Annotated in this window: 27 protein-coding genes and 2 pseudogenes; 5 read left to right on the forward strand and 24 right to left on the reverse strand. The window is 64.1% G+C overall.

What is annotated here, in order from left to right; translation table 11 throughout:
* Positions 1–22 precede the first annotated feature (22 nt).
* The 6 genes and pseudogenes from ABIA45_RS12050 to ABIA45_RS12075 all read right to left on the reverse strand — a co-directional run bounded on the left by ABIA45_RS12050 (position 23) and on the right by ABIA45_RS12075 (position 5,029).
* Positions 23–535, reverse strand: coding sequence for a hypothetical protein (locus tag ABIA45_RS12050; protein WP_157282271.1), 513 nt, complete (start codon positions 533–535; stop codon positions 23–25).
* Positions 536–622: 87 nt separating this feature from the next.
* A complete protein-coding gene (locus ABIA45_RS12055; RefSeq protein WP_036001252.1) occupies positions 623–1,069 on the reverse strand; it encodes a MaoC family dehydratase in 447 nt (148 codons plus the stop codon).
* A gap of 475 nt (positions 1,070–1,544) precedes the next feature.
* The gene (locus ABIA45_RS12060; RefSeq protein WP_036001255.1) at positions 1,545–1,967 is read right to left on the reverse strand and encodes a hypothetical protein; all 423 of its coding nucleotides are present in this window, start codon (positions 1,965–1,967) and stop codon (positions 1,545–1,547) included.
* Positions 1,968–1,979: 12 nt separating this feature from the next.
* Entirely contained in the window at positions 1,980–2,201 is a 222-nt protein-coding gene (locus tag ABIA45_RS12065; protein WP_007592399.1) for a hypothetical protein, read from the reverse strand.
* A 113-nt stretch (positions 2,202–2,314) separates the two neighbouring features.
* Positions 2,315–3,134: pseudogene (locus tag ABIA45_RS12070) on the reverse strand (lytic transglycosylase domain-containing protein).
* A gap of 40 nt (positions 3,135–3,174) precedes the next feature.
* Positions 3,175–5,029, reverse strand: a pseudogene (locus ABIA45_RS12075) (flavin-containing monooxygenase).
* A gap of 177 nt (positions 5,030–5,206) precedes the next feature.
* On the opposite strand from ABIA45_RS12075, the gene ABIA45_RS12080 reads away from it, so the two are divergent.
* The gene (locus tag ABIA45_RS12080) at positions 5,207–6,832 is read left to right on the forward strand and encodes a long-chain fatty acid--CoA ligase (protein WP_271547182.1); all 1,626 of its coding nucleotides are present in this window, start codon (positions 5,207–5,209) and stop codon (positions 6,830–6,832) included.
* Positions 6,833–6,859: 27 nt separating this feature from the next.
* Here the strand turns inward: ABIA45_RS12080 and ABIA45_RS12085 are convergent, their stop codons facing one another.
* The 5 genes from ABIA45_RS12085 to ABIA45_RS12105 all read right to left on the reverse strand — a co-directional run bounded on the left by ABIA45_RS12085 (position 6,860) and on the right by ABIA45_RS12105 (position 12,054).
* Positions 6,860–7,768 (reverse strand): amino acid ABC transporter substrate-binding protein, encoded by a 909-nt coding sequence (locus tag ABIA45_RS12085; protein ID WP_404541756.1) that lies wholly within the window; start codon positions 7,766–7,768, stop codon positions 6,860–6,862.
* Positions 7,769–7,904: 136 nt separating this feature from the next.
* Positions 7,905–9,338 (reverse strand): amidohydrolase family protein, encoded by a 1,434-nt coding sequence (locus tag ABIA45_RS12090; RefSeq protein WP_404652144.1) that lies wholly within the window; start codon positions 9,336–9,338, stop codon positions 7,905–7,907.
* A 16-nt stretch (positions 9,339–9,354) separates the two neighbouring features.
* On the reverse strand, positions 9,355–10,380 hold the full coding sequence (locus ABIA45_RS12095; RefSeq protein WP_404652145.1) for an ABC transporter substrate-binding protein: 1,026 nt from the start codon (positions 10,378–10,380) through the stop codon (positions 9,355–9,357).
* A gap of 40 nt (positions 10,381–10,420) precedes the next feature.
* Complete coding sequence (locus ABIA45_RS12100) at positions 10,421–11,197, reverse strand: ABC transporter permease (RefSeq protein WP_157282278.1); 777 nt, start codon at positions 11,195–11,197, stop codon at positions 10,421–10,423.
* Positions 11,197–12,054 carry an ABC transporter ATP-binding protein gene (locus tag ABIA45_RS12105; RefSeq protein WP_404652147.1) on the reverse strand — a complete coding sequence of 286 codons (858 nt, stop codon included), beginning with the start codon at positions 12,052–12,054 and terminating at the stop codon, positions 11,197–11,199. The genes ABIA45_RS12100 and ABIA45_RS12105 overlap by 1 nt, the downstream gene beginning before the upstream one ends.
* A 193-nt stretch (positions 12,055–12,247) precedes the next feature.
* Here ABIA45_RS12105 and ABIA45_RS12110 point away from each other — a divergent pair, with 193 nt between their 5' ends.
* Positions 12,248–13,006, forward strand: coding sequence for a GntR family transcriptional regulator (locus ABIA45_RS12110; protein WP_157282280.1), 759 nt, complete (start codon positions 12,248–12,250; stop codon positions 13,004–13,006).
* Here the strand turns inward: ABIA45_RS12110 and ABIA45_RS12115 are convergent.
* Positions 13,003–13,419 (reverse strand): nuclear transport factor 2 family protein, encoded by a 417-nt coding sequence (locus tag ABIA45_RS12115; protein WP_157282281.1) that lies wholly within the window; start codon positions 13,417–13,419, stop codon positions 13,003–13,005. The two genes, ABIA45_RS12110 and ABIA45_RS12115, sit on opposite strands and share 4 nt — an antisense overlap.
* A 149-nt stretch (positions 13,420–13,568) precedes the next feature.
* On the opposite strand from ABIA45_RS12115, the gene ABIA45_RS12120 reads away from it, so the two are divergent.
* Positions 13,569–14,804: an amidohydrolase family protein gene (locus ABIA45_RS12120; protein WP_404652149.1), complete on the forward strand. Its 1,236-nt coding sequence runs from the start codon at positions 13,569–13,571 to the stop codon at positions 14,802–14,804.
* 196 nt (positions 14,805–15,000) lie between these two features.
* Positions 15,001–15,324: a hypothetical protein gene (locus ABIA45_RS12125; protein WP_085968782.1), complete on the forward strand. Its 324-nt coding sequence runs from the start codon at positions 15,001–15,003 to the stop codon at positions 15,322–15,324.
* Here ABIA45_RS12125 and ABIA45_RS12130 read toward each other — a convergent pair whose 3' ends face one another.
* The 6 genes from ABIA45_RS12130 to ABIA45_RS12155 form a co-directional block, all read right to left on the reverse strand.
* Complete coding sequence (locus ABIA45_RS12130) at positions 15,325–16,248, reverse strand: DUF1932 domain-containing protein (protein ID WP_404652150.1); 924 nt, start codon at positions 16,246–16,248, stop codon at positions 15,325–15,327.
* Positions 16,248–17,126, reverse strand: coding sequence for a hypothetical protein (locus ABIA45_RS12135; protein ID WP_404652152.1), 879 nt, complete (start codon positions 17,124–17,126; stop codon positions 16,248–16,250). The genes ABIA45_RS12130 and ABIA45_RS12135 overlap by 1 nt, the downstream gene beginning before the upstream one ends.
* A complete protein-coding gene (locus ABIA45_RS12140) occupies positions 17,123–17,836 on the reverse strand; it encodes a PIG-L deacetylase family protein (RefSeq protein ID WP_404652153.1) in 714 nt (237 codons plus the stop codon). The genes ABIA45_RS12135 and ABIA45_RS12140 overlap by 4 nt, the downstream gene beginning before the upstream one ends.
* Before the next feature lie 64 nt (positions 17,837–17,900).
* Complete coding sequence (locus ABIA45_RS12145) at positions 17,901–18,785, reverse strand: amidohydrolase family protein (protein WP_404652155.1); 885 nt, start codon at positions 18,783–18,785, stop codon at positions 17,901–17,903.
* A 31-nt stretch (positions 18,786–18,816) separates the two neighbouring features.
* A complete protein-coding gene (locus ABIA45_RS12150) occupies positions 18,817–19,527 on the reverse strand; it encodes a TetR/AcrR family transcriptional regulator (protein WP_404652156.1) in 711 nt (236 codons plus the stop codon).
* Between the two features lie 84 nt (positions 19,528–19,611).
* Positions 19,612–20,754, reverse strand: a complete 1,143-nt coding sequence (locus ABIA45_RS12155; RefSeq protein WP_057028860.1) for a mechanosensitive ion channel family protein — start codon at positions 20,752–20,754, stop codon at positions 19,612–19,614.
* A gap of 126 nt (positions 20,755–20,880) precedes the next feature.
* Between ABIA45_RS12155 and ABIA45_RS12160 the strand changes: the two genes are divergently transcribed.
* On the forward strand, positions 20,881–22,131 hold the full coding sequence (locus ABIA45_RS12160; RefSeq protein WP_404652158.1) for a DUF763 domain-containing protein: 1,251 nt from the start codon (positions 20,881–20,883) through the stop codon (positions 22,129–22,131).
* Between the two features lie 35 nt (positions 22,132–22,166).
* Here ABIA45_RS12160 and ABIA45_RS12165 read toward each other — a convergent pair whose 3' ends face one another.
* The 6 genes from ABIA45_RS12165 to ABIA45_RS12190 all read right to left on the reverse strand — a co-directional run bounded on the left by ABIA45_RS12165 (position 22,167) and on the right by ABIA45_RS12190 (position 24,762).
* On the reverse strand, positions 22,167–22,409 hold the full coding sequence (locus ABIA45_RS12165; RefSeq protein WP_404652160.1) for a hypothetical protein: 243 nt from the start codon (positions 22,407–22,409) through the stop codon (positions 22,167–22,169).
* A gap of 24 nt (positions 22,410–22,433) precedes the next feature.
* A complete protein-coding gene (locus tag ABIA45_RS12170) occupies positions 22,434–22,697 on the reverse strand; it encodes a hypothetical protein (RefSeq protein ID WP_404652161.1) in 264 nt (87 codons plus the stop codon).
* A gap of 15 nt (positions 22,698–22,712) precedes the next feature.
* Positions 22,713–22,940, reverse strand: coding sequence for a hypothetical protein (locus tag ABIA45_RS12175; RefSeq protein WP_404652163.1), 228 nt, complete (start codon positions 22,938–22,940; stop codon positions 22,713–22,715).
* Position 22,941: 1 nt separating this feature from the next.
* Complete coding sequence (locus ABIA45_RS12180) at positions 22,942–23,142, reverse strand: hypothetical protein (protein WP_404652164.1); 201 nt, start codon at positions 23,140–23,142, stop codon at positions 22,942–22,944.
* Between the two features lie 14 nt (positions 23,143–23,156).
* A complete protein-coding gene (locus ABIA45_RS12185; protein ID WP_036001413.1) occupies positions 23,157–23,342 on the reverse strand; it encodes a hypothetical protein in 186 nt (61 codons plus the stop codon).
* A gap of 148 nt (positions 23,343–23,490) precedes the next feature.
* Positions 23,491–24,762 carry a cytochrome P450 gene (locus ABIA45_RS12190; RefSeq protein ID WP_404652165.1) on the reverse strand — a complete coding sequence of 424 codons (1,272 nt, stop codon included), beginning with the start codon at positions 24,760–24,762 and terminating at the stop codon, positions 23,491–23,493.
* Between the last annotated feature and the right edge of the window lie 88 nt (positions 24,763–24,850).

A 24,850-nucleotide genomic window follows, 5' to 3' on the forward strand; every position in this document is an offset into this window, starting at 1 on the left:
CGGCACGCCCCCGGCGGGACCATCATTTCCGGTTCTCCTCGCAGAATTTCAGCGCCGCCAGCGCCTCGCCGGCCCGCGGGATCTGCATCTCGATGCTGTCATCGTCATCGTCCTCGAAATCGAGCGTGAGGCGCTTGGCCTTCGCGAGGCGATCCATGATCGACTGGTCGTATGCGAAGATGCCGCGCACCGTGGTCTTGTCCATGACCTCCCACTTGGCCTTCTTCATGATATCGGCGTCGTCGGTGCCGACATCGGCCCGGAGGATCTCGCCGGCCTTGTCCCATTCCCAACCGTCGTAGATCATCACGATCACGATCGCCTGCTCGGAATAGGTGATCACGATGACGTAGTCGCGGTTCTCGTCATCCTTGTCCTTGTAGCCGCGGCTGGCATTGCAATGGGTGTCCTGCGCGCGCTTCTCGATGGTCCAGTCGCCGACCTTGGATTGTTGCGCAAGCGCGGGCCTCGAGCTCGAGGCGGTTGCGCTCAAGACGCAAGCGAGAATTTCGGCGGCAAGAAGAGATCGTTTCATGTCGGCCTCCAGCGCGTTCCCCGCGCCGAGATGACCACCTTCTCCCGGCGGCTCGCAAGAGGGCGAGGCGAACGGCCGGCGGCCGTCCTATCCCCGCCGCGGCACGATCGCGATCGGAGTGAAGGTGTAAACCTCCTCGCCGTTCTGGTTGAACATGGTCCATTTCACCAGCGCGATGCCTTGCGGCTTCGATTTCGACGGCGTCAGGCTCATGACCTCGCCGACCAGATGCAGGCGGTCGTTGGGCCGCACCGGCATGGTCCAGCGCAGGCCGTCCACACCGGCGCCGATCAGCGGATGCGGGCCGAACGGACGGGTCTGGATCGCAAGGTTCATGGCGATCGCGGCGGTGTGCCATCCCGAGGCAGCAAGCCCCTTGAACAGGGTCTGCTTTGCCGCCTCGTGGTCGAGATGCATTGGCTGCGGATCGAACTCGGCGGCAAAGCGCTTGATGTCGGCCTCGGTGACCACGACTTCGGGGGATTTGAACTGCATTCCGATGGTGAGATCGTCGAACCACTCGACCTGCGCCATGATCTTGCCTCGCAAAATGACGTGCCGCTCCCGAAGAGACGGCTCAAAATCGCCTGAGCCATGAGGGATATAGCGGGCCCGCAGCGCACAAACCAGCGCAAGGTTCCTGACGAAACCCCTTTCGCGATGCGACGAAACACGCCTGAAACAGATTGCCGATTAAGTGGTTGTCAAAATAAATACAGGGACGGCCAATATGCAGTTCATCCTCGACCTGATCTACGAATATTCGTGCTGCCAGAACCTCGTTGCCCAGCCGCTGCGGGAGGACGAGCTATGATCGAGCTGATCTCAGCCCTGCTCGCTCTGTGCAGCGTCGGCGTCTTCGCGGCGCATGCGGTCGACGCCTATCGCACCACGCATTCCTGAGCGTTCCTCCATCCCGAGGCTAAAGCGCGATGCGATTAGTATGAATCGTCATCGCGCTTTAGGTAATCGTTGAGCATGATCTAAAACGTCCGCACTTTTCATGCTCTTAGAAAGGTCGCCGGTAGAAGTGCTCGGAATGCGTCGCCGGCGGAAACCGGTTGGCGAGCGCAAGCGCTCCCCTCTCGTCCGTTTCGAGCGCGATCTTCTGCGCCAACATCACATCGCCCGGTACCAGAAAGCCTGACGGGACGAAACACCACCCCATCGTGGCGCGCCCCTCACTATCGACCTCGTGGACGTTGGCGGCTGTGCCGTAGTGGATGCGATAGGTCCGGCCGGTGTCGCAACCGACGACGTCGAAATATCGAAATTGCTCGAATTGCGCGCGCTGCGCCGGTGACAGCCATTCGGCCAGAAGCCGGCGGCCGCGCGCATCCGGCGTGTTCTCGCCGAAGAAACGGCGATAGAGTTCACGCAGCGCATGCAGGCGCGCACGCGCCGGCGCGCGGAGCCAAACTGCCGCGATCATGAGCAGCTCAGATCAACCGCCGACCAGGCGGGGATAGAACAGCGTTTCCTGCGCGGTCGGATCGAACGATCGGATCCGGGTCACTTCGCCGGGTCCGGTTCGAAGCGCGGCGGTGAAGCCCGCTCCGGTCAGCTCACGAAAGCGCCGTTCGGCTCGCGCCAGCGCCTCGGCGTTGCCAGGATCAAACTCGTGGCGCGTATCGCCAGTTTGGTCCATCACGATCTGGGTAGCCATGTTGAGTCTCCTCATGCCCAGCCCTGAACTTGATCAAAGCAAACCTCGTGCCGTCGGTTCCAGAAGGCAACAACTTTCTCGCGCCGTCGCATCACACGTCGCTGAGCAAGAGCTCAGCGTGAGGCCGCGGCACTCCCGCCCTCGTCGATCTGCCGGCCCATCAGCGCGATCGCCTTTTGATAGACACCAGCGGCATTCCAAGCCTCGATGGCAGCGAAATTGGGCTCGCCCGGCTGGTATCCGGCTCCCGCACGCCAACCATGGGCTTTGAGGAAATTCGGCGGTCGAGTTCAGCGCATTGGCCGCAACTTCGAGATTGCCGGTGCCGTAGGCCAGAATGCTCTTGGGCATGAACTGGGTCTGGCCGACCTCGCCATGCATGGACCCGCGGGTCGATCCCGACAGCGTACCGCGGTCGATCAACTTCAGGGCGGCATAGAGCTGGTCGGTGAAGAATTCGGGACGGCGGCAGTCATAGGCGAGGGTCGCAATCGACGACAGCATGTTCTGGTTGCCGCGCTGGCTGCCGAAGCCGGTCTCCATGCCCCAGATCGCGATCAGCGGCCCAGGCGGGACTCCATAGCGCTGCTCGATCGAGGCGAACAAGGCGGCCTGCGACTGCTTGAGCTGCCGGCCCTTGGCGACGATGGTGGTGGCGCCGCGCTTGGCCAGGAACTGGTCCAGCGTCAGCGAGAAGCTGCGCTGGCCGCGGTCGGCCGCGATTGTGGCGCTGGCATAGTTCGTCTGCATCAGCGCCGACAGCGCGGTGGGGCCGATGCCCTTGCCCTGCGCCTCCGCGCTGAACTCGCGCTTCCAGGCCTCGAAGCCGGCCGGCGAGCTGCCGCATTGCGCGGCCTCGGCGGAGGATGCCAGGCAACCGAGCAGCGTCATTGCGCCAAGAACCGCTCCCGCAACAGCCCTGCCCCTGATCATGCCCGACCTCTCCTGTCTTGTACCGCTCGGCGGCGCAATCTTACCCGCTGGAATGCGCCGACTCCATGGCCTGATCATAGGACAATTCGAGGCCTTCCAGGTTGCCCTCTTTGCGCCATTTGTCGAGCAGCCGCAGGAATGCCACCGGCCCGCGCCAATATTGGCTGTTTCTTGCCGCGATCGGATCGAACACGCCTTCGTTGTTGTAGTAGCCCGGCGTGCATTCGGCGAGATAGGTCTGCCGACCGAGCGCGGCCTTGACGACCTCCTCGACCCAGGCATTCTCGGCGGCAAGCGTCGGCTCCAGGGTGCGTGCGTTGCGCTCGCGCGCCTGCTTGATGACATAGGCGATGTGCTGCGACTGCTCGTCGATGATGTGCGGAAAATTGGCGCTCTGGCCGGCCTGCACGGTGACGATCAGGAAGCAGTTCGGAAAGCCGCGGCTGTAGAAGCCGTGCAGCGTCTTGACGCCGTCCTGCCAGCGCTCGGACAGGCTCATGCCGTCGCGGCCATAGACCTCGAAGCCCATGCGGCGCGCGTAATCGGTGCCGACCTCGAAGCCGCTGGCATAGATCAGGCAGTCGAGCTCGTAGGCTTTGCCGCCGGCAACGACGGCATTCTCGGTGATGCGTTCGACGCCCTTTCCCCCGGTATCGACGAGATGCACGTTGGGACGGTTGAAGGTGTCCAGATATTCGTCGTGGAAGCACGGCCGCTTGCAGAACGCCTTGTACCAGGGCTTGAGCGCAGCCGCGGTCGCCTCGTCCTTGACCACGGTGTCGACGCGCGCGCGGATCTCCTCCATCTTGCGGTAGTCGGCCTGCTCGATGACCTTCAGTGCTTCCTCAATCGAGGTCACCGGCTGCTTTTGCCGGCGCGGTGCCAGCAGGATCTCGCCGAGCAGGCCGGTCCAGCCGTCCTGCACCAGGTCCTGCTCGAACGGCTCGCCTGAAATCACGGCGGTAAAATTGTCCATGCGTTCGCGCTGCCAGCCCGGCTTGAGGCTCTGCGCCCAGGCCGGGTCCGTCGGACGATCGTCGCGAACCCCGATTGCGGACGGCGTGCGCTGGAACACATAGAGCTCCTTGGCCGAGCGGCCGAGATGCGGCACGCATTGCACGGCAGTGGCGCCGGTGCCGATGATGCCGACGCGCTTGCCGGCAAGACCGGTCAGGCCACCATCCGCGTTGCCGCCGGTGTAGCCGTAATCCCAGCGGCTGGTGTGAAAGCTGTGACCTCTGAACGTCTCGATGCCGGGAATGCCCGGCAGCTTCGGACGGCTCAGCGGTCCGCCGGCGAGGATGACGAAGCGCGCGCGGATCTGGTCGCCCCTGTTGGTCTCGACCAGCCCAACGCGCCTCATGCTCCTGCCACGTCATCCGCGAGATAACGGTCTGAAACAGCGCGCGCTCGTACAACCCGAAATGACGGCCGATGCGGCGCGAGTGCTCGTAGATCTCCGGCGCCCGGGCATATTTGCGGATCGGCATGTAACCGGTCTCTTCCAGCAGCGGCAGGTAGATATAGCTCTCGGTATCGCAGGCGGCGCCGGGATAACGATTCCAGTACCAGGTGCCGCCGAAGTCGGCGGCCTTTTCCACGATACGAAAATCCGCGATGCCGGCCTCGCGCAATCGCGCGCCACACAGCAGGCCGCCGAAGCCACCGCCGACGATGAGCACTTCGGTCGTTTCGCTGATGGCCGCGCGCGCAAATCCGGGATCGGCCCAGGGGTCGTCGAGATAACGGCCGAACTCGCCCGCAACCTCGACATACTGCGCCTTGCCCTCGGCGCGCAGACGGCGGTCGCGCTCGTCGCGATAACGGGCACGGAGGGCGGAAATATCGACCGTAGAAGCGCCGCTTGCATCGGTCTTGTGTCTTTCCGCTGACATTCGATTCCTCCCGCGCATGCTGCTTCGGCGGCAGCTCACCGCACGTTAGCGCCGAAAAAGCGCGGCATGCAATCACGCTGATTGTTTTTTGCGTGAACGCTGCGTGACGTTCCGCTAACCTCGAGCGCAAATCACGAGCCTACGCCATGCAACGACATGGCTATCCGGAGGGAGACCATGCAGGGATTGATGATGGACATGCCGCTGCTGATCAGCGGCCTGATCCAGTATGCGGCCGATTATCATGGCGAAGCCGAGATCGTCGCACGCGAGATCGAGGGCGACATCCATCGCTACACCTACTCAGACGCGCATCCGCGCATCAAGCGCATGGCGCTGGCGCTGAAGCGGCTCGGCATGAAGCAAGGCGATCGCGTCGGAACGCTGGCCTGGAATACACACCGGCATTTCGAGATGTTCTACGCCGCGCCGGGCATGGGCTACGTGCTGCACACGGTCAATCCCAGGCTGTTTCCCGAGCAGCTCGTCTACATCATCAATCATGCCGAGGACCGCCTGCTCTTCATCGACCGCGCCACGCTGCCCATCGTGGAAGCGATCGCGCCGCAGCTGAAGACGGTCGAGGCCTATGTCGTGATGTCCTCGCGCGAGCGGATGCCGGAGACGAAGCTTGCGAATGTGCATTGTTACGAAGAGCTTCTGGAACGCGAGAACGACGCCGGCTTCGCCTGGCCGGAGTTCGACGAGAAGGCCGCCTCGACGATCTGCTACACCTCGGGCACGACGGGCAATCCCAAGGGCGTGATCTACTCGCACCGCGCCGCGATCCTGCAGACCATGACCTGCTGCAATTTCGACTTCCTGCCGGGACACGTCGAAGGCGTGCGCGAGGTGATGATGCCGATGGCGCCGCTCTTCCACGGCAATGGCTGGAATATGCCGTTCACAGCGCCCTATACGGGATCGAAGCTCGTGCTGCCCGGCCGCAACTACGAGCCGGACAAGCTTTATGAATTGCTGGAAGGCGAGAAGGTGACACTGTCGGCGGGCGTGCCGAGCTTCTGGCTGATCCTGCTCGATTGGCTTGGGCGGACCGGCAACAGATTCTCGACCCTGCGCGCGACGTTGTCGTCGGGCTCGGCCCCGCCGCGCGCGATGGTCGAGAAGCTCAAACGCGAGTACAATGTCGATTACATCCAGGCCTGGGGCATGACCGAGGCGCTGGGCTGCTCGATGCCGGGCCTGCGGCCGGGCTCGGAGCATCTCAGCGAGAAGGAGAAATTCGACCGCCGTCAGGTCTCCGGCCGTGCCTGCTTCGGCACGCATTTGCGCATCGTCGACGACGCCGGCATTGAGCTGCCGCGCGACGGCAAGACGGTCGGCCATTTGCGCGCCCGCGGGCCCTGGGTCGCCTCCGGCTACATGAAGCTGGACGAAGGCCTCGACCGCGACGGCTGGCTGATCACCGGCGACATGGCCGTGATCGACCCACAAGGCCACGTCACGTTGACCGATCGTTCCAAGGACGTGATCAAGTCCGGGGGCGAGTGGATCTCCTCGATCCAGCTCGAGGACATCGCCCTGTCCCACCCCGACGTGCTGCAAGCGGCCGTCGTCGCGATCAGCCACGAGAAATGGCAGGAGCGCCCCCTGCTCCTCGTCGTCCGCAAGAAGGGAGCGACCGTCGACGGCAAGACGCTGCTCGAGCACATGCGTCCGAAGATCGCGAGCTGGTGGCTGCCGGACGCCGTCGAATTCCTCGACGAATTCCCGATGACCGGCACCGGCAAGGTGCTGAAATCGGCGCTGCGCGAACGATTCAGGGAGTACAGGGTCGCATAACGCCCGTCAGCGCCCGGCCGCCTCGCCTCAGTTCACCGCGTACACGTCAGGATCGGCGCTCGAGCTCGGTTTCTTGAAGGCGTTGCGCAAGGCGGATGACATCGGGACGTTGTAGTTGAGGCCGTTCGGCGGCGTCGGCGATTGCAGCCACTTCTTGTAGAGCACCTCGATCTCGGGGCTGGCATAAAGCTCCGCGGTGGCGCGATCGGCGAGCGCCTTGAACGGCGCATCCTCCCGCCGCAGCATGATGCCGTAGGGCTCAGGCTTGGAGAACGCTTCTTCGCTGATCATGTAAGCCTGCGGCTCCTTCGACCGCGCGATCGCCACCGCGAGCTGGACGTCGTCGAGCGCATAGGCCTGGGCGCGGTCGGTCTCCAGCAGCAGGAACGCCTCGGCCTGGTCCTTGGCCGGCATGATGTTGATGCCGAGATTGCGCTCGGTATTGACCTTGGCGAGCTGCGTCAGGTTCACAGATCCCGCGACCGCCGTGACCGCCTTGCCCTTGAGATCGTCGATGGTCTTGATGCTCGCCGCCTTCCTGGCCGCGAACCGCGTCGCACTGAGGAAGTGCGTGTTGGTGAAGGCGACCTGCTTCTGGCGGTCGGCATTGTTGGTGGTCGCCGAGCAATGCAGGTCGAGCGTGCCGTTGACCATCAAGGGAATCCGGTTCGAGGACGTCACCGCGACAGTCTCGACCGAAATGTCTGATATGCCGAGTTGCTTCTTCACGGCTTCGACGATACGGAGGCAGATGTCCATGGCAAAGCCGACCGGCTTCTGGTTGCCGTCGAGATAGCTGAATGGGACGGAGGCCTCCTGATAGCCCAGCGTGATCTTCTTGGTCTCCTTGACCTTCTGGAGCGTGCCCGTGAGGTCTTCGGCCGAAGCTGCGCCGGCAAGACATGTCAGGGCCAGGAGAATGGTCGGTAGGCGCATGAGAGGCTCCTCGAAGGGGATTGGTGTCGAACTATCGAGGAGCTGATAGCCTAGAGGTTGGTCATGCGCCAGACGAGGCTGCGTCTACCAGCCATCGCTGTTTGATATACATTCCGTCGCGGCGCCCATCGGCGCGTCACTCGCAGGTCAGCTGCTGCTCGAACCAGCCGCTCAGCCGATCCGACAGGGACGGCCACATCCGCCGGAAGCTGTCGAGCTTGCCGACATTGGCGCGATACATCGCCCGCAACTCGCGCTCGATGGCCGGCAGGTCGACGCCCGTGCAGACCCCGTCCCGCGCGATCGTCCTGCCGGCGACGACCACCTCCTTCACCAGCGACGCATTGCCGCGCGCGAACAGCAGCGCCATGGGATCGACCGGCATGATCTGGTCTCGATCGAGCCGATCAAGATCGATCACGACGTAGTCGGCCGGATTGCCGGCGGCGAGCTCACCAGTCCCGGGCGCCCCGGTCGCATGGCGACCGTTGCGGATGGCGAGCGAAAACATCTCGGGCGGCGTCCATGTCGCCTTGAAGCCGAGGCCGCCATGGACCATCTGCACCAGCCGCATCTCGCGCAAAATGTCGTCATCCTCGTCCAGCGCCAGGCCGTCGACGCCCACAGTGATGGCGCAGCCGCATCTGTGCGCGGCGGCGATCGGGGCGAGGCCCGAGCGCAAATGCATGTTCGAGCTGAAATTGGTGACGATGCGTGCGCCGGAATCCGCAATCATCTCCAGCTCATCCGGGCGGGCATGGATGCAATGCGCAAGAGTCAGCCGCGCGGAGAGAAAGCCGACATCGCGAAGCCAGCGCACCATGTCCGGAAAGTGCTGGTCGGCCCAGGCGCGCTGATAAACTGTTTCCAGCAGGTGCATGTGAATGCGGCGACCGGACCGCGCGGAGTTCTCCGCGACGGCCTCCAGCAGCGGCTTCGAGCACCATTGCACACCGGCCGGCCCGAGCTGAACGTCCACCATCGGCCCGGCGATGGCTGCGGCAATCGCGTCGGTCAGCTCGACATAGGCCTTCGGCGACATCGGCGCGCGAACGAAGAGATCCTCGATGGTCTTGCGATCGTCCCCGGCAAGCCCAGAAAGCAACGGCTCGGCATCACCGTAGACGATGGGATTCTGGTCGCGCACCGCCATTGCAAACGCCATGCGAATCCCGACGTCGGATGCGGCTTTCGCGATGGCCTTGGCCTCGTCCAGCAGCGGCATCGTCCCGCTCGGACGCGTGTAATGGACCATCATCGCCGCGCAGCCTGCCTTGGCGGAACGGGCCAATGCCGAGACGGCTGTCAGATAGGGATCGATCGGCGAGCCCAGTGCGGTTCGCAAAATCCAGCTTTCCAGGGGCATGCCGACCGCACCGAAGGACGACGCCGTGGCACGGGCATGATCATGGGCGTTGACGAAGGCGGGGATGACGAAGGAGCGAGGCGCCGGCCCCGCTCCTTCCGAGATTTCGGTGATGACGCCCTCGTCGTGCCGCAGCACGACGTTCTCGCTGACGCCACGGTCAGGGCCACGGAACAGGCAGGTTGCCGAAATCTCCGTGGCCATGGCTGTCCCTCCAGGTTCAGTTGGCAGTGTACACCAGCTCCCGCTCCGCGCGCGGCGGCAGGAATTCGCGCGAGAACACCTCCGCCGGCGTCGGCGCACGGGCGAGCTGATAGCCCTCGACCACGATGCCGATCGCGCGCGTCATCCGGTCGTCCTTGATGTCGCCGATGCCGATCTCCTTCATCTCCGGCGAGACGATCAGCTTCTCGAAGGAATATTGCAGCCGGCGCTTCTCCACCTCGGCGTTAATGAGGTTGTCGTAGTTCAGTGCCGCCTTCATGCCGGCATTCTGGTCCTTGGCGATCGCGATCGCACCCTTGTTGATGGCGCGCACCAGGCCCGCGACGGCCTTCGGATTCGAGGCGATCAGCTTGCGGGAGACCATCACGCCGTTGGAGTAGAGATCGAGGCCATATTCACCGAACGAAAACCATTTGAAGTCCTTGTCCGGATCCTGGCGGTTGAGCACCAGATTGAAATAGCTGGTGATGTTGAAGACGAGGGCCGCATCGATGTCGCCCTTGATCAGCATCGGCTCCTGCAGGTTCGGCGCCATGTTGGAGATCTTGATCTTCTCGCCGTCGAGCCCGTTCTTGCGGGTGAACACCGGCAACAAGCGCGTCGTCGGCGTGCCCTGCGCACCGCCGAGCGTGCGGCCCTCGAAATCCTTGATGGTGTTGATGCCGCTGCTCTTCTTGGCGACGATGGCGAACGGCGGCTGGTTCCACATCATGTAGACCATGACGGGCGCCTCCTGCGGCTTGGTCGAGGCATTCTGGATGATGGCGTTGACGTCGCCGAAGCCGGCGTCATAGGCGCCGGACATCACACGCGTGACGGTGGCGCCGGAGCCCTCGCCCTGATCGATGACGACGTTGAGGCCTTCCTCTTTGAAGAAGCCGTTGTCCTTGGCATAGAAGAAGGCAGCGTCGCTGCCCTGGGTTTTCCAGCCCAGTGTGAACTTGATCGTGGTCTCCTGGGCGATTGCGGCCCCCGTGGACAGGGCCAATGCCAACAGCGCGGCAGTTACGTTTCTCAACATCGAGACCTCCTCAAGCTTCGTTGCGTGACGGTTGGAAAAATCAGGTGGCGATCACGTCGTTCTTGCGCGTGGCCCAGCCGGTGACCTGCCCTTCGATCAGCGAGAACACGACGTAGAGCGCGACACCGAGCCCGGCGAGCACGAACAAGCCGGCGAACACCAGCGGCACGTTAAAATTGGAGGACGCGGTCATCATGACGTTGCCGATGCCGCGGTTGGAGGCGACCGTCTCCGACAGCACCGCGCCGACGAAGGCGTAGGAGATCGCAACCTTCAGCGAAGCAAAGAAGAACGGCATGGTGCGCGGCAGACCAACATTCCAGAGGATGTCGAGCTTGCTGGCGCCGAGCGCCTTCAAGACGTCCTCGAGCTCGGGCTCGGTGGTGGCAAGGCCGGTCGCGATGTTGACCACGATCGGGAAGAAGCAGATCGACAGCGCAGTCAGCACCGCCGGCACCGTGCCGGAGCCGAACCACAGCACGAAGATCGGCACCACCGCGACCTTGGGGATCGAGGAGAAGCCGATCAGCAGCGGATAGCAGGTGTCGTAGGCCGTCTTCGACACGCCGATGATCGCGCCGAGGGCGACGCCGAGCGCGACGCCCAGCACGAAGCCGAGCATGGTGGTGGCCAGCGTCTGAACGATATGCGGCCACAGTACCGGGAAGCGCTGGACCAGCGTCACGAACACCTGCGAGGGTCGCGGCAGCACCAGGTCGGACATGCCGGACATCAGGCAGAACAGCTCCCAGGCGACGAAGAACAGCACGATCAGCCCCGCCGACCACGCCTTCTGCCTGACATCGATCCCGAACATCAGCCTGCCCCCTGCTCAGCGGCGCTGCGCGCATCCTCGATGAAGGCGCGCAGCTTCTGGTTCAGCGCGACGAAATCCGGCTCGAACGTCATCGCGACCGTGCGCGGCCGCGCGAATTCGACGCGGCTGTCGTCGAGGATGCGGCCGGGGCGCGCGCTCATCACGCAGATGCGGCTGGCAAGGAAGCCCGCCTCGCGCAGATCGTGCGTCACCAGCAGCACGGTCGGCTTGTGCGTCATCCAGAGATTCTGGAGGATCGCCCATAGCTCCTCGCGGGTGAACTGGTCGAGGGCGCCAAAGGGCTCGTCGAGTAGCAGCATGCGCGGCTCGTGGATCAGCGCGCGGCAGAGATTGGCGCGCTGGAGCATGCCGCCGGAGAGCTGCCAGGGATAGCGATTGGCGAAGCCCTTGAGGCCGACCTGCTCCAGCAGGGCATTAGCCTTGTCGCGGAATTCGGTCTTGCGCAGCTTGCGGAACTTCGAGCGGAACGGCTCGACGATCTTCAGCGGCAGCATGATGTTCCGCTCGATCGTCATCCACGGCAGCATGGTCGGGTTCTGAAAGGCCATGCCGACCCGCATCGCCCGCGCCGCCACTTCGCGGCCGCCGACGATGACGACGCCGCTGGTCGGCTGCACCAGGCCGCTGACCAGCCGCAAAATGGTCGATTTGCCGCATCCGGATGGGCCGACCAATGCGACAAACTCGCCGTCGGCGATCTTGAGCGTGGTCTTCGACAAAGCAGGCACGGCGCGGTCGCCGCGCCCGAAGGTGACCGAGGCCTCGGACAGCTCGATGGCGGGCGTGGCCGAGCCTTCGGGAACGGGCTGGCCGTCGAATTGGGGGTTGGGTTGCATGCGCATCACAGGAAAAGTGCATGCAAGCTGGATGCCAGCGATCGAGCCCCGCGAAATCAATGGCCTAGCCGAAATCCGCGCCAAATCGCCGGATTCGATTTAGGCAGTCCGGAGGCCAAACTGCATGCAATTGGAGCGCTGAATCGACGCGAGCCTGTGCTAAAGAGAGATGTCACTCCTATGGGATTCGCCGATGGCGGCGCGCGCCAGTAGCAAGACTTCTGAATCGTCGGACAAGGTCAGCGTGATCTGCCGCGCGCTCCGGCGCGCCATCATCGAGCAGGCGCTGGAGCCCGGCGCCAAGCTGCCGGAAGATGCGCTCGGCGAACGTTTCGGCGTCAGCCGCACCATTGCCCGCCATGCGCTAGGCCAACTCGCCGCCGAAGGCCTGGTCGAGCTCCGCCGCAACCGGATCGCCGTGGTGGCGACGCCGAGCTGGCAGGAGGCGCGCGATGCCTTCGATATCCGCATCGAGCTCGAACGCCTCGTCGTGCGCCAGCTCGCGGGCAAGCTGACCAAGGCGCAGATCGCCGAGCTGAACGCCCATGTCGATGCCGAAGATCGCGCCCGCGACGGCACGGATGCGGTGTCGATCCGCCTCGCGACCGAATTCCACATCCTGCTCGCGCACATGACGAACAGCCCAATCCTGGTGCGCTATGTCAGCGAGGTCGCCTATCGCTGCTGCCTGACGCTGTCGCTTTACAGCCGGCCGCATTCCACCGAATGCGCCATCAACGAGCACCGCGCCATCATCGCGGCGCTGGCCAAGGGCGATGCGGCCAAGGTGATGGAATTGATGCATCATCACCTGGATTCCGTGGCCAATCGTGCGCTGGTCGCCCCCACTCCGCAGCGCGGCCGCGATCTGCTCGACATCCTCGCACCCTATGCGGACGAGGTGACGAGCAATCGGGTGATCAAGCTGCCGAAGCTGGCTCGACGGAGTTAGGCCTCGATGCCGCGCTGAACGAGAATGCGCTCGGCGCTATCGTTCCAGACGTCCATCTTCACGATCTGCCCGTCCCTCACGACAAAGCGATCGACATAGCGGTTGCCCTCGAACGGCGTGCCGTCCATCCACTCGCCATAGAGCGTGCCGACGCTGTAGACGACGGTCTCGTCCGCGCCCGGGCAGACGTCGAAGCGGTCCATCTTCTTCTTGACCCAGCGATAGCGCTTCGCATTGAAGCCGGTCGGCCCGCGCGGATGGTCGAACGCGCGCCCACCGGTGAACGTGATCACCGTGCCAGGCTTCATATAGGCCGCAGCGGCGTCGGGATCCGGTATCATCGAAGCGGTGAGATAGGCTTCGACAATCTCGGCGTCGGTCATCGGGCTTTCGGCTTTTGCGGGAATAGACATCGCGGGGCCTCTTGGGAAGCCGCTATTTTACAATCCGGGCCTCAAAGTGCATGCACATTTTTTAGACAATACGGCCCCAGCACTGCACACAATCTGGAGCTGCCCGCTCCGATGGCTTCGGCTAGGCTGCCGCAGCTGAATCGAACGCCATGACCACCCAAGCCGCTTTCGACCTGATCTTCCGCAACGCGCTGTTGCGCTCTTCCGCCGCACCGGTCGATATCGGGGTGAAGGACGGCCGCATCGCCGCGATCGCGCCAAAGCTGGCCTGCGAGGCCGCCGACGTCGATCTCGGCGGCCTCCTCGCCCTGCCCGGCTTCGTCGACACCCACATCCATCTCGACAAGGCCTGCCTGCTCGGCCGCTGCGGCCACGATCACGGCAGCGTCTCGGAGGCGATCCGCGCCGTCGCCGCGATGAAGAAGGATTTCACGATCGAGGACGTCTACGCGCGCGGCGCCAGAGTGCTCGAACGCGCCATCGTCAACGGCACGACGCGCATGCGCACGCATGTCGAGATCGACCCTCGCATCGGCCTTCGCGGCTTCGAGGCGGTCAAGGCGCTGAAGCGCGATTACGCCTGGGCGATCGATCTCGAGCTCTGCGTCTTCCCGCAGGAAGGCCTCACCAATGATCCCGGAGCGGAGGAGCTGCTGATCCAGGCGCTTCGCGAGGGTGGTGAAGCCATCGGCGGCTGCCCCTACATGGACACCGACCCGAACGCGCACCTTGCGCGCATCTTCGACCTCGCCGGGGAATTCGACATCGACGTCGACCTCCATCTCGACTTCGACCTCGATCCCTCCTGGTGGCATCTCGACGCGGTCTGTCGCCAGACCGAGCAGCGCAATTATGGCGGACGCGTCGCGATCGGCCATGCCACGAAACTGTCGGCCTTGCCCCCCGAACGGATGAAGGCGGCCACTGCGCAACTGGCAAGGTCAGGCGTTGCGGTCACCGTCCTGCCCGCGACCGATCTCTATCTGATGGGGCGCGAGGCCACGCACAACGCGCCGCGCGGGCTGACCCTCGCCCACAAGCTTGCCGGCGACGGCGTGCGCTGCTCGGTCGCGACCAACAACGTGCTCAATCCCTTCACGCCGTTCGGCGATGCCTCGCTGCTGCGGATGGCGAACTTCTATGCGAACGTCGCGCACGCCTCGGTCAGCGACTTCGACACCTGCCTGGACCTCGTGACCGGGCTGCCGGCCCGGCTGATGAACCTCGCCGACTACGGCATCGAGGTCGGCAATCCCGCCGATCTGATCGTGCTCGATTCCAAGGACAGCCGATTCGCCATCGCCGAGCTGCCTGACGTCCTGATGGGCTTCAAGCGCGGCCAGCAGACATTTGCACGGCCGCGGCCGACCCTGTTCAAGAGCTGAGCGCGTTTCGCGGCCGATATTTCGGGCATCGCGCGCACGACCTGATCGGCCGCGGGGCCACGGCAGTTCGATTTTACCGCCGGTCCGCGCCGACCCGAGTTCGGTAGAATCCCGGACCGTAGCTCAACGCATTGCGAGGCAGGCCGCGCCGCCGTAACTAGAACGTGCACTGACAATCTGCGTTCAGTGGGGAAGTATGAGTCTGTTCAGCGCATTCAGCAGCATCGATGATTCCGTCCACGCCCGAACGCCGACCGATACGGCGGTGAAGCGGCTGGACGGCATCGGCCACGTTCTCTCGGGCCTCGACATCTCGGCCATCCAGACGCAGGCCGACGTGAACCGTACGCTCTGGACGCTCGATGCCGCCAGCAAGTGCGTTCGCGCCGTGCTGGCGGAGTTCCGCACCCAGCCGGCCACCGAGCAGCTCGTCCGTAAATCCCGCAATCTGATCGACCTCATCGAACGCGCGCGTGACCAGGTCGGGAGCTTCGAATCCCGCGACCCGGTCCTGAGCTGACTATTTCGTCCGATTGATTTTCGCCAGGATCCGGTCCGCCTCGCTGCGCCAGTCCGCACTGCGGGCGAACTCCCTGCTGCCTCTCAACCCGAACAGCCCCTCATCGGCGAGATCGGCCATCCAGGCCTGCCGCTCGGCCGTGCCTTGCGCCGACCACGGCGTCAGGCCCGCCTCGCGCACGGTCTCGGCGACCTCCCGCACCTCTTCGGCCCGGCGGCGGCCGTGCTCGATCACGCGCTGGAAGCAATAGGCGCCCAGCTCCTCCCAATCGATGCCGGGGAACGTTTCCGCAAGCGACGCCAGCACCGCATCCTCGACGCCATAGGCACGCGCCGTCGTGAAGCTCTCGATGACCATGGCCTCAAGGCCCTTGATCATGATGCTGCGGCACATTTTGACGGCCGAGGACACGCCAAGCTTGTCACTGGCAACCTTGGCCGCGAAACCGATCGTATTCAGAAGCGGCTTGAGCTCCCTCGCGCCGGGTCCGCCGAGCAGCAAAGGCACCTTGATGCGATAAGGCGGCACCGAGGTCATCACCGCGCCCTCGACATAGCGCCCGGCGGCACCGTCGATCAGCGCCGCCGCGCGCTGCTTGGCGCCAGGAGAGGCCGAGTTGAAATCGAGAAACCAGGTGCCCTGATTGATCGCTGCCACACAGGCCTTTGCAACCGGCACGGCCTGGCTCGCCGTGACGGCGGAGATGATGAAGTCGGACTTCGCGGCCAGCTCGGCGTGGGACGTTGCAAGAGCGACACCGAATTTCGCCGCATGCCCTTGCAGCAACGCGCCCTGCTCGCCTCCGAGCTTGATGTCGTAGGCTGAGACCTTGATGTCCTGCTGGCGCAAATCCTCGGCCAAAATCCTGCCGACCTCGCCATAGCCGACCAACCCGATCTGCCAGCGCCTGGGATCACCTGCCATCAGTTCAGTCCTCGTGTCGTCTCGTCAAAGAGCTCATCGACCGAATAGCGGCGCGGGATCAGCGCCTGCTGGAATGCGTAGTCGATGATCAGCTCGAGCGGTTTTCTGTTGGCCTCGATCCCGTACGGAACGAGGTCCGGCGTTGCCGTCGGTCCCGTCTGCGCCTTGTTCCGCTTGAGCAGATCATAGACGCCGGCGACCACGTCGGGGCGCGATTTCGCCAGGCTCTCGGTCACGACCACGAGATGGTTGACCGGCACGACGCCGCGCCGCGAATACCATCGGGCGGCCTCCGCGGCCGGATCGGGAAACAGCGGCTTCAGCTTGGGATCATCGGAGGTTTCGCCGAGGACAGCATCGAGCTCGCCGTCGAGCAGCATCTGCAGGATCTTCTTGTCCTTCGGCGCGCGCTCGGTGGTGTCGACATATTCGGCCACATGCGGATTCTCGAAGGTGATCCAGCGAACCCTGTCGAGATCGACGCCGTAATCGTTGGCGAGGATACCCCTGATCCAAGCGCCCGTCGTGGTCGTGAAGGAGCGGATACCGACCCGCTTGCCTTCGAGATCGGTGGGCCCGAGCGTCCCATGCGCGGGATTATAGAGAGCGTAGGAATGCTGGAAGCGGCCGAGCATGGTCGCCGGCATCAGCACCAGCGGCTTGCCGTGCGCTTTCGCCATCAAATAGGTGACGATCGCCATCTCGCAGACGTCAAAGGCCTGCTCGCGCACCATCGGCTTGAACGCCGTGTTGGTCGGCGTGTATTCGATGAAATCGAGATCGAACAGGTCGGAACGGAGCGCCCCGCTCTTCACCGCCTGCACATGGTGGTGACTGCCGAGTACGACCTTCAGCTTGATGTTGCGGACCGGCTTCATGCCAGCTCGTCCGCAACCGTCGGAAACAGGCGCTGATAGGCCTCGCCATAGGTCATGGGAACGCCGGTGTTGCGGCTGCCCTGGATGCCGCGGTTGAGCGCGACGCGCTCGTAATAGCCCCAGAGATGTTTTTGCGCAGCGAGGATCTGGAACGCCTCGTATTTCTCCTTCCAGACCTCGTCGATCTTGAGGATCATGTCCGGCTTGTAATTGCACTGCTCGGGCTGGTGCGGCTCGAACAGGAACACCGGCGGCGCCGAATATTTGTACTGCGCGCCGGGCTTGTGGCCCATGGCCTGCGCGACCACGCGTGTCTCCTGCGCGAAATGCGCCGCGTTGGGATGGTCGAAATTATAGGGGTCTTCCAGCGCATGCGTCAGCACGAAGCTCGGATTGAGTTCGCGGTAGATATCGACCATGCGGTCGAAATGCGCCTCGGTGAGCTTCAGCGGATAGTCACCGCAATCGAAGAACTCGATTTCGGCACCCAGCAGCCTGGCCGCCCGCTCCGCTTCGTCCTTGCGGCCGGCCTTGACCGATTCCAGCGTCGCGCCCTTCTCCTTCCAGGCGAACTGGCTCTCGCCGCGCTCGCCGAAGGACAGGCACACGATCTTCATCCGATAGCCCTTCCTCGCGTGCAGTGCGATGGCGCCGCCGGCGCGCCAGACGAAATCGCCGGGATGGGCGGTGACGACGAGGCCTGTTTTCATGGGCTACTCCTTTTCGTTCGTATGCATCCGCCAGCGTCCGCAACGCATGTCGCGCAACGTCTCGTCACGCCTCGAACCCGAACAGGCGCGCGGGATTGTCGACCAGAATCTTCGTCTGCACCTCCGGCTCCGGCGCGAACAGCGGGATCAAATCGACGAGATCGCCGTCATTCGGCATCACCCTGACGTTGGGATGCGGCCAGTCTGTGCCCCAGATGACACGATCCGGCGCGGTCTCGACGATCTTTCGCGCGAACGGCACCGCATCGGTGAACGGCGGACCGATAGAGGACACCCGCTCCGGGCCGCAGATTTTCACCCAGCACTTCTCGTCGCGCTGCATCAGCTCGATCAGTATCTTGAACGGCAGCTGGTCTAGCCCATCGGCCGCCTTCACCCGACCCATATGGTCGATGGTGTAAGTCAGCGGCAGCCTTGTGAGCATGTCGGCATATTCGGGCAGATCGATCGCATCGAAATGCAGGTCGACGTGCCAGCCGAGCGGTGCGACCATCGCGACGATGCGGTCGAACACGCGCTTGTCGGGTACGCCGCCGAGATGGCGGACGAAATTGAAGCGGCAGCCGCGAAAGCCGCCCTCGTGCAGGACGCGCAGGTCGCGCTCGGTGATGGCGCCATCGATATTGGCGACGGCCCGGTAGGCGCCATTGCTCTCAGCGATCGCATCGAGCGCCACCCTGTTGTCGGTGCCGTGCACGCTGGCATTGACAATGACGGCGCGCTCCACGCCAAGCTTGGCATGCAGCGCGCGAAAATCCTCCAGCGGTGCATCCGGCGGCGTGTAGGAACGCTCCGGCGCGTAAGGGTATTTCGCGCCGGGCCCGAAGATGTGGCAATGCGCGTCACACGACAGCTGCGGCAGCCTGAACTTCGGCGTGCGCGTGTTCGGGTCGGGCGGTGGGATGGTCGGCGTGTACATCATCGTCATGAGGTGAACCGCCGAAGCGAGATTTCTTGCTTCACGCCTTGCCGGCGACGACCGGCGGCCGCCGCGCCGGCGCGGCCTCATCCAGCGCCGGCGCCTGGAAGGCGGCGACGGTGGCCTGCACCAATTGTTCGATGGCGCAAGCGGCATCGCTGCCGTCGGCCTCGCCGCGCGACAGGCGCGACACGCGCTCCGGCGTCACCAGCGAATAATAGAGTGCGCCGAGCAGGAAATGGCTGCGCCAGACGATGTCCGTGCGCGGAATGTGCGGCAGGCTCTCGTGGACCGCGTCGATGAAGGCGTGGCTGGTGTCGTCGAAGGTCTGCGCGATGATCTTTCGCGCGACCTCGTTGCCCTCCGCCGACATCACCGCGCGCAGCCGCGTGAAGCGCGCTCCGCCACCGGCGAGATCGCTGCCGGAGGTGAAGGCCGGCACCACATAGGCGCGAACGATCGCCTCCAGCCGGTCCTGGAGATCGCGCACGCGCTTTGCGGCCGCGAGCAGCTCGGAACGGCGCAGATTCATCGGCCCGCAATGACGCCGGTAGATCTCCAGCAGCAAACCGTCCTTGGTCTTGAAATGATAGGTCACGCTGCCCGGATTTGCCCCGGCAGCTTGCGCAATGTCGCGCACCGATACGGCATTGAAGCCGTTGGTGGCGAACAGCTCCTCCGCGGCGGCGAGGATCGCCTCGCGCATGTTCGGCTTGCGGGCCGCTTCCTTGCTGGTGGGCTTGCGTACCATGAGATTTGTACTATCGTACAAAAGATCAGGTCTCGTCAACAAGAACGTGGCAATGGCGGGACGGCGCAGGCGCGTAAGCGCCGTTCAGTGACTGGCGCTCGCCCGCATCTTCTCCGGCGGTGCGGGACGCAGTCCGAGATCGCCCTCGCCGTCTCCCGACGGGATCAGGATGGCGCGGTCGCGCGGCAGCGCCTCCGGCATCTCGTCGCGGATGAAGGCGATGAGCTTCTCCCTGATCTCGCAGCGCAGGTCCCACGACTGCGGTGCGTTCCTGGCACTGACCAGCGCCCGAAGCTCGATGGTGCGCGAATCGGCATCAATCACCTGGAGATTCACCACCTCCCCGTCCCACAGCTTCGACTGCTTCACCGCCTCCTCCAGCCAGCGTCGGATGCGCGGGACGTCGGCGCGGTAGTCGACATGCAGCGCGACGACGCCGATGAGGGATGCGGTGTCGCGCGTCCAGTTCTGGAACGGCTTTTCGATGAAGTAGGACAGCGGCACCACCATGCGGCGCCAATCCCACAGCCGGATCACGACATAGGTCGAGGCGATGTCCTCGATCCAGCCCCATTCGTTTTCGATGATCACCGCATCCTCGATGCGGATCGGCTGGGTGATCGCGATCTGCAGGCCGGCGATCAGATTGCTCAGCAGCGGGCGCGCGGCAAGGCCGACGATGATGCCGGCAGCACCTGCGGAGGCGAATAGGCTGACTCCGTATTGCTTCACGGAGTCGAACGTCATCAGCGCGGCGGAGACCGTGATGATGACGATGATGGTGTCGGTGACGCGCTTGAACACGCGCACCTGCGTGACGTGCTTGCGCGCGACGAAATTTTCGGTGACATCGCGAAAATTCTGCAAGTAGCGCGCCGCGCTCATGTCGACGATCCGGATCGAGATCCAGCCGATCAGCGCGATAAAGGCCACGACGAACAGCCGCGTCAGGGGGGTGCGGATCGTATCGTCGAGCGGCGCCAGCGGCAGCACCATTGCGACGGCGGCAAGGCAAAGCGCCATTTGCGCGGGGCCCGAGGTGCGCTCGATGAACACGCTCAAGAGCGGAAGCCGCGTTCCGAAAGCGCGGTTGAGAAGCCATGTGGCAACCCGGTAGACGAGCAGGGCAAGAAGGATCGCACCGGCAACCAGGGTGAGGCCGATGAACCATGACGGTATCCAGCCGAACATCCTGTCGATATCGGCCGTCAGAGCCTGCCAATCCATGGATCGTCCCCATCATTGCATTCACGCAACCCGCACAACGCATCCCGGCCGGCTTCGCTCCCCCGCCCCGTGCAATGCAGCATCCCGCAGGTGCAACTGTCGCTGAGCTGCGCTAGGCTTGTCGCCATGACTCGACGAACCGGCAGCGCCGATCTTCCTCTTCACGCCGGGCGGGTTCCGCCCTGGCTGGCAAGTCGCATGTCCTCGTTCGGGGCGATCGTCACCCAGGCGATCGTGCATCATTACGGCCGCGACGCGTTTCTGCAGCGCCTGTCACATCCATTCTGGTTCCAGTCGTTTGGCGCCGTGATGGGAATGGACTGGCACTCCTCCGGCATCACCACCTCGGTGATCGGCGCGCTGAAGCGCGGGCTCGGACCGCTCCAGGACGAGCTCGGGATCTACGTCTGTGGCGGCCGAGGTCAGCATTCGCGCAAGACGCCGGACGAGCTGTTGCAGCTCGGCGACCGCGTCGGATTCGACGGCATCAAGCTTACCAGGGCCAGCCGTCTGGTCGCCAAGGTCGACAGCGCCGCGGTCCAGGACGGCTTTGACCTTTACCTGCACGGCTTCTTCGTTACCGCCGACGGCAAATGGACGGTGGTGCAGCAGGGCATGAATGGCGACAAGCGGCAGGCGCGGCGCTATCACTGGCACTCCGAGGCGCTGAAGAGCTTTGTCGATACGCCGCACAGCGCAATCGACGGGCCGCAGCAGGGAGAGATCGTCAATCTCACCGATCATCGCGCCGATCTGTCTCGGACGGCACAGCTCGAGCTGCTCTCCGACCTCGGCCCGGATCGCATCGTCTCCGAATTCGAGAGGCTCGCGGGGACCCCGTCCACGCCGGCGCAAGGCATGCTGCCGCATCTGATCATGCCTGCGCATCATGATGTGCGGCCGAAGGACGTGTTCGCGCGCCGCTTGCACGGCACGCTCGCCGCTGCAGCCGAACGCGGCCCGGTGGATTTTCCGGAGCTGCTGCTGACGCCGGGCGTCGGCGCGCGCACGGTGCGCTCGCTGGCGATGGTCGCCGAGGTCGTGCACGGCGCGCCCTATCGCTTCACCGACCCCGCCCGTTTCTCGCTCGCCCATGGCGGCAAGGACCGGCATCCCTACCCCGTTCCGATCAAGGTCTATGACGAGACCATCCGGGTGCTGAAGGGCGCGATCCGAAACGCGAAGCTCGGACGCGACGAGGAGATGCAGGCGATCAAACGCCTCGACGACCAGGCCCGGCGGTTGGAGCGGACCGCGCGCGGCCCCTCGGTTGCGGCGTTCATCGCCGGTGAGCTTGCGGCCTCACCGGAGCTCGACGGCCGTTCGGTGTTCGGCTGGGAGCGTGACCTTGCGCCCACAAAAAAGCGGACCGGCTGAACACCGGTCCGCAAGTTGGCGGAACGAACGCCCTCTCAGGTCTCGTCGGCCTCCGGCTTCTCATCGAGCCGGTTTGCTGCGTGGTCCTGATATTGTTCGGTCTGGATGGACTTGCCGTCCATGCCGCGAATGTCCGAATGCTGTTTCTTATCTCGGTTGGACAGGACCATGTTGTCGCCGATCATCTCCTTCGGCAGGTCGGTCAATGCGCCGGTGCCGTCGCCCTTGCCATGCATGCCCGATCTGAAGTGCGTCTTGCTGCCATGCCCACCAGGCATCAGTCTCTCCTCTCTTCCGATGATTTAGTGCTTCTGTTGTGCCGCCGTCGGTTTGGGCGGCTTGTGGCCGCTCTGGCCGGGATCGTTGTGCTTGTTGTGATCGCTCTCCTGGTTGAGACCGCCGCGGCTCACTGGAAACTCGCTGTGACGAGCTTCGGGGTTGGCACGATGGACGCGCGTGTCTTGCGGGTTATGACCGGCGGCCTGCTCGAGTTCTCGCGCATCCGGAACATCGGGCTTCCGCTCGAGGATGCGCACTTGCTGTGCGTGAGTCTTCTTGCCCTGCATTGTGGGCCTCCAATCTTACCGGCCTCTTCGGGGCGAACCGCTCCGCGCGACATGCTTGTCGATACCGCCACCGACGTTCACGTCGTTCTCGACGTCGCCTTCGATCGTGTTCTCGCCCAAGACGTCCTCGAGGTCGTCAGGCGAAACGCCCGCCATGTTGGCGCCCTTGGATCCGCCGATCAGGGGGTTGTCGTGCAGGTCCTTTTCGGTCGGCGCGTACAGCTTGGGTTGCTTGTTGGTCATGTCACCTGCCTCCGCCCTTTCCGGCCTCGTCGTGCGTGTGATGTGAATCGCGCTCGCCACCGCCGCCCGAAATCCGGCTGTGGCTGCGCTGCGGATCGTCCGCCGGCGGTTTCTTTACCTGAAGCGGTGCCTTCGCGTTCTCATGCGAGGCGCCCGGTCCGCCCTGACGAATGCTGTTCGGTGTCTTCGCGGATGTCGACATGAATGTCGTCCTCCTCAGCGATCTTGCTGATAGCCTTGGTTGGTCGTGTTCTGCTTGATGTTGCCCTGCTGTCCCTGCTGATCCGGATTCTGTACACGCTCCTGACCGTGCGGCATCTGATCGGCGGACATCTGCTTGCGATCGCCGGTTCCCTTGCGGCTCTGATTGTCCGGTGGAACAGGTGGCATCTTGCTGGCCATGATCTGGTCTCCCGTTAAGACGTCGATCTGCGACATGCGCCCCAAGGAACTCCCCTCCGCGTCATGTCGGGATGACAACAGCACGAACGGCACACCGTTCCTGGCCGATCACAACAGGCAAAGATTTTCCGAAAGGGCCTCGCCGGCGTCAGTTCGTCGCGATAAGGGAACGATCGCCCCTCGTTCGGCTGCGTGCAGTCGTCTCTGTTCCGCGGCCCTCTGCCCTGACAGGAAGCTTCGCAATCGCACGCAAGCCCGGCCGCTTGCGCCAGCGGATTGCAGCGGCATCGACGGCAAGACTCAATTTCGGCCAACGTACGAACAGCGCCTCCAGCGCACAGGCCGCCTCGATGCGCGCGAGCTGATGGCCGAGACAGAAGTGGATTCCCGTGCCGAACGAAATATGGCGGTTCGGCTTGCGTTCGAGATCGAGGGTCTCGGGACGATCATGTACCGCGGGATCCATGTTCGCAGCGGCGAGCATCACCATGACGCGATCGCCCTTCTTCAGGCGCACGCCCTCGACCTCGACATCGCGCCGCACGTAGCGCGGCTTGGAGAATTGCACCGGCGAGACGAAGCGCAGGAACTCCTCGACTGCGAGCCCGACACGGCTCCAATCCTGTTCCAGCCAATCGCGCAGCTCGGGATTCCTGAGCAGCTCGTAGACGGAACCGCTGATGAGATGGGTGGTGGTTTCCGATCCCGCCCCGAGCAACAGAAACACCATGGAAACCATTTCATCCGGCGTGATCTGGCCGCCTTCACGCTCGACCTGAACCAGTTCGGCAATCAGGCCCTCGCCGCCCTGGACACGCGCGATCTGCAACTGCTGCTCGAGGTAGGCGCGCATCTTGCGCACCGCGAACAGCAGGGACAAGAAGCTGACGGCGTTCGTCAGCGAGGTCATCGCGTTCGCCCAGGCGATGAACTTTGGACGGTCTGCCAGCGGCAGGCCGAGCAGCTCCGAGATCACCGCGAGCGGCAGGATGCGCGCGTAGCGCTCGACCAGATCCGCCGGACATTCCTCCGCAAACAGCTCGTCGGCGAGACCGTCAGCGATGGCCCGGATGCGCGGCTCCATTGCGACGATCGCGCGGCGGCGAAACGCTTCGTCCACGATGCTGCGCAGCCGCGTGTGATCCGGCTCGTCCATCGTCAGCATGTTGTTGGCGATGGTCCTGACGAACCTCGGCATCCACCAGCGCAAGCCCGCGATATCGCCATCCTCCTTGCGCAACGTGAAGGTCGCGCCGTCCTTCAGGACCTGCGCGGTGGCGTCATGGGTCGTGGTGATCCAGACATTGCCGATGATGGGAAACCGCGTCGCAACCACGGGTGCGGACATGCGCAATTTCGCGATCGCCTTGGGCGGATCGCGAAAGAAGGCCTCGCTGGTGAAATCGAGGCGCACTGTCATGGGATCACCGGAACGATTGGTGGCGTATCACCGAGATGGTGCGCGACGCAGCCGGCGCAAGAGTGCGTCTGCTCGTCGGCCGCAGGCG

Source organism: Bradyrhizobium sp. USDA 336 (assembly GCF_044908355.1).
GTDB classification, from domain to species: domain Bacteria; phylum Pseudomonadota; class Alphaproteobacteria; order Rhizobiales; family Xanthobacteraceae; genus Bradyrhizobium; species Bradyrhizobium yuanmingense.

Coding starts and splice junctions, on each gene's coding strand:
- ABIA45_RS12155 (WP_057028860.1), bottom strand. CDS start 20,754: ATGGATTGGCAGGCTCTGACGGCCGATATCGACAGGATGTTCGGCTGG.
- ABIA45_RS12150 (WP_404652156.1), bottom strand. CDS start 19,527: ATGGTACGCAAGCCCACCAGCAAGGAAGCGGCCCGCAAGCCGAACATG.
- ABIA45_RS12185 (WP_036001413.1), bottom strand. CDS start 23,342: ATGGCCAGCAAGATGCCACCTGTTCCACCGGACAATCAGAGCCGCAAG.
- ABIA45_RS12160 (WP_404652158.1), top strand. CDS start 20,881: ATGACTCGACGAACCGGCAGCGCCGATCTTCCTCTTCACGCCGGGCGG.
- ABIA45_RS12115 (WP_157282281.1), bottom strand. CDS start 13,419: ATGTCTATTCCCGCAAAAGCCGAAAGCCCGATGACCGACGCCGAGATT.
- ABIA45_RS12080 (WP_271547182.1), top strand. CDS start 5,207: ATGCAGGGATTGATGATGGACATGCCGCTGCTGATCAGCGGCCTGATC.
- ABIA45_RS12175 (WP_404652163.1), bottom strand. CDS start 22,940: ATGACCAACAAGCAACCCAAGCTGTACGCGCCGACCGAAAAGGACCTG.
- ABIA45_RS12105 (WP_404652147.1), bottom strand. CDS start 12,054: ATGCAACCCAACCCCCAATTCGACGGCCAGCCCGTTCCCGAAGGCTCG.
- ABIA45_RS12055 (WP_036001252.1), bottom strand. CDS start 1,069: ATGGCGCAGGTCGAGTGGTTCGACGATCTCACCATCGGAATGCAGTTC.
- ABIA45_RS12170 (WP_404652161.1), bottom strand. CDS start 22,697: ATGCAGGGCAAGAAGACTCACGCACAGCAAGTGCGCATCCTCGAGCGG.
- ABIA45_RS12065 (WP_007592399.1), bottom strand. CDS start 2,201: ATGGCTACCCAGATCGTGATGGACCAAACTGGCGATACGCGCCACGAG.
- ABIA45_RS12180 (WP_404652164.1), bottom strand. CDS start 23,142: ATGTCGACATCCGCGAAGACACCGAACAGCATTCGTCAGGGCGGACCG.
- ABIA45_RS12100 (WP_157282278.1), bottom strand. CDS start 11,197: ATGTTCGGGATCGATGTCAGGCAGAAGGCGTGGTCGGCGGGGCTGATC.
- ABIA45_RS12190 (WP_404652165.1), bottom strand. CDS start 24,762: ATGACAGTGCGCCTCGATTTCACCAGCGAGGCCTTCTTTCGCGATCCG.
- ABIA45_RS12135 (WP_404652152.1), bottom strand. CDS start 17,126: ATGAAGCCGGTCCGCAACATCAAGCTGAAGGTCGTACTCGGCAGTCAC.
- ABIA45_RS12085 (WP_404541756.1), bottom strand. CDS start 7,768: ATGCGCCTACCGACCATTCTCCTGGCCCTGACATGTCTTGCCGGCGCA.
- ABIA45_RS12165 (WP_404652160.1), bottom strand. CDS start 22,409: ATGCCTGGTGGGCATGGCAGCAAGACGCACTTCAGATCGGGCATGCAT.
- ABIA45_RS12125 (WP_085968782.1), top strand. CDS start 15,001: ATGAGTCTGTTCAGCGCATTCAGCAGCATCGATGATTCCGTCCACGCC.
- ABIA45_RS12110 (WP_157282280.1), top strand. CDS start 12,248: ATGGCGGCGCGCGCCAGTAGCAAGACTTCTGAATCGTCGGACAAGGTC.
- ABIA45_RS12145 (WP_404652155.1), bottom strand. CDS start 18,785: ATGACGATGATGTACACGCCGACCATCCCACCGCCCGACCCGAACACG.
- ABIA45_RS12120 (WP_404652149.1), top strand. CDS start 13,569: ATGACCACCCAAGCCGCTTTCGACCTGATCTTCCGCAACGCGCTGTTG.
- ABIA45_RS12130 (WP_404652150.1), bottom strand. CDS start 16,248: ATGGCAGGTGATCCCAGGCGCTGGCAGATCGGGTTGGTCGGCTATGGC.
- ABIA45_RS12095 (WP_404652145.1), bottom strand. CDS start 10,380: ATGTTGAGAAACGTAACTGCCGCGCTGTTGGCATTGGCCCTGTCCACG.
- ABIA45_RS12140 (WP_404652153.1), bottom strand. CDS start 17,836: ATGAAAACAGGCCTCGTCGTCACCGCCCATCCCGGCGATTTCGTCTGG.
- ABIA45_RS12060 (WP_036001255.1), bottom strand. CDS start 1,967: ATGATCGCGGCAGTTTGGCTCCGCGCGCCGGCGCGTGCGCGCCTGCAT.
- ABIA45_RS12050 (WP_157282271.1), bottom strand. CDS start 535: ATGAAACGATCTCTTCTTGCCGCCGAAATTCTCGCTTGCGTCTTGAGC.
- ABIA45_RS12090 (WP_404652144.1), bottom strand. CDS start 9,338: ATGGCCACGGAGATTTCGGCAACCTGCCTGTTCCGTGGCCCTGACCGT.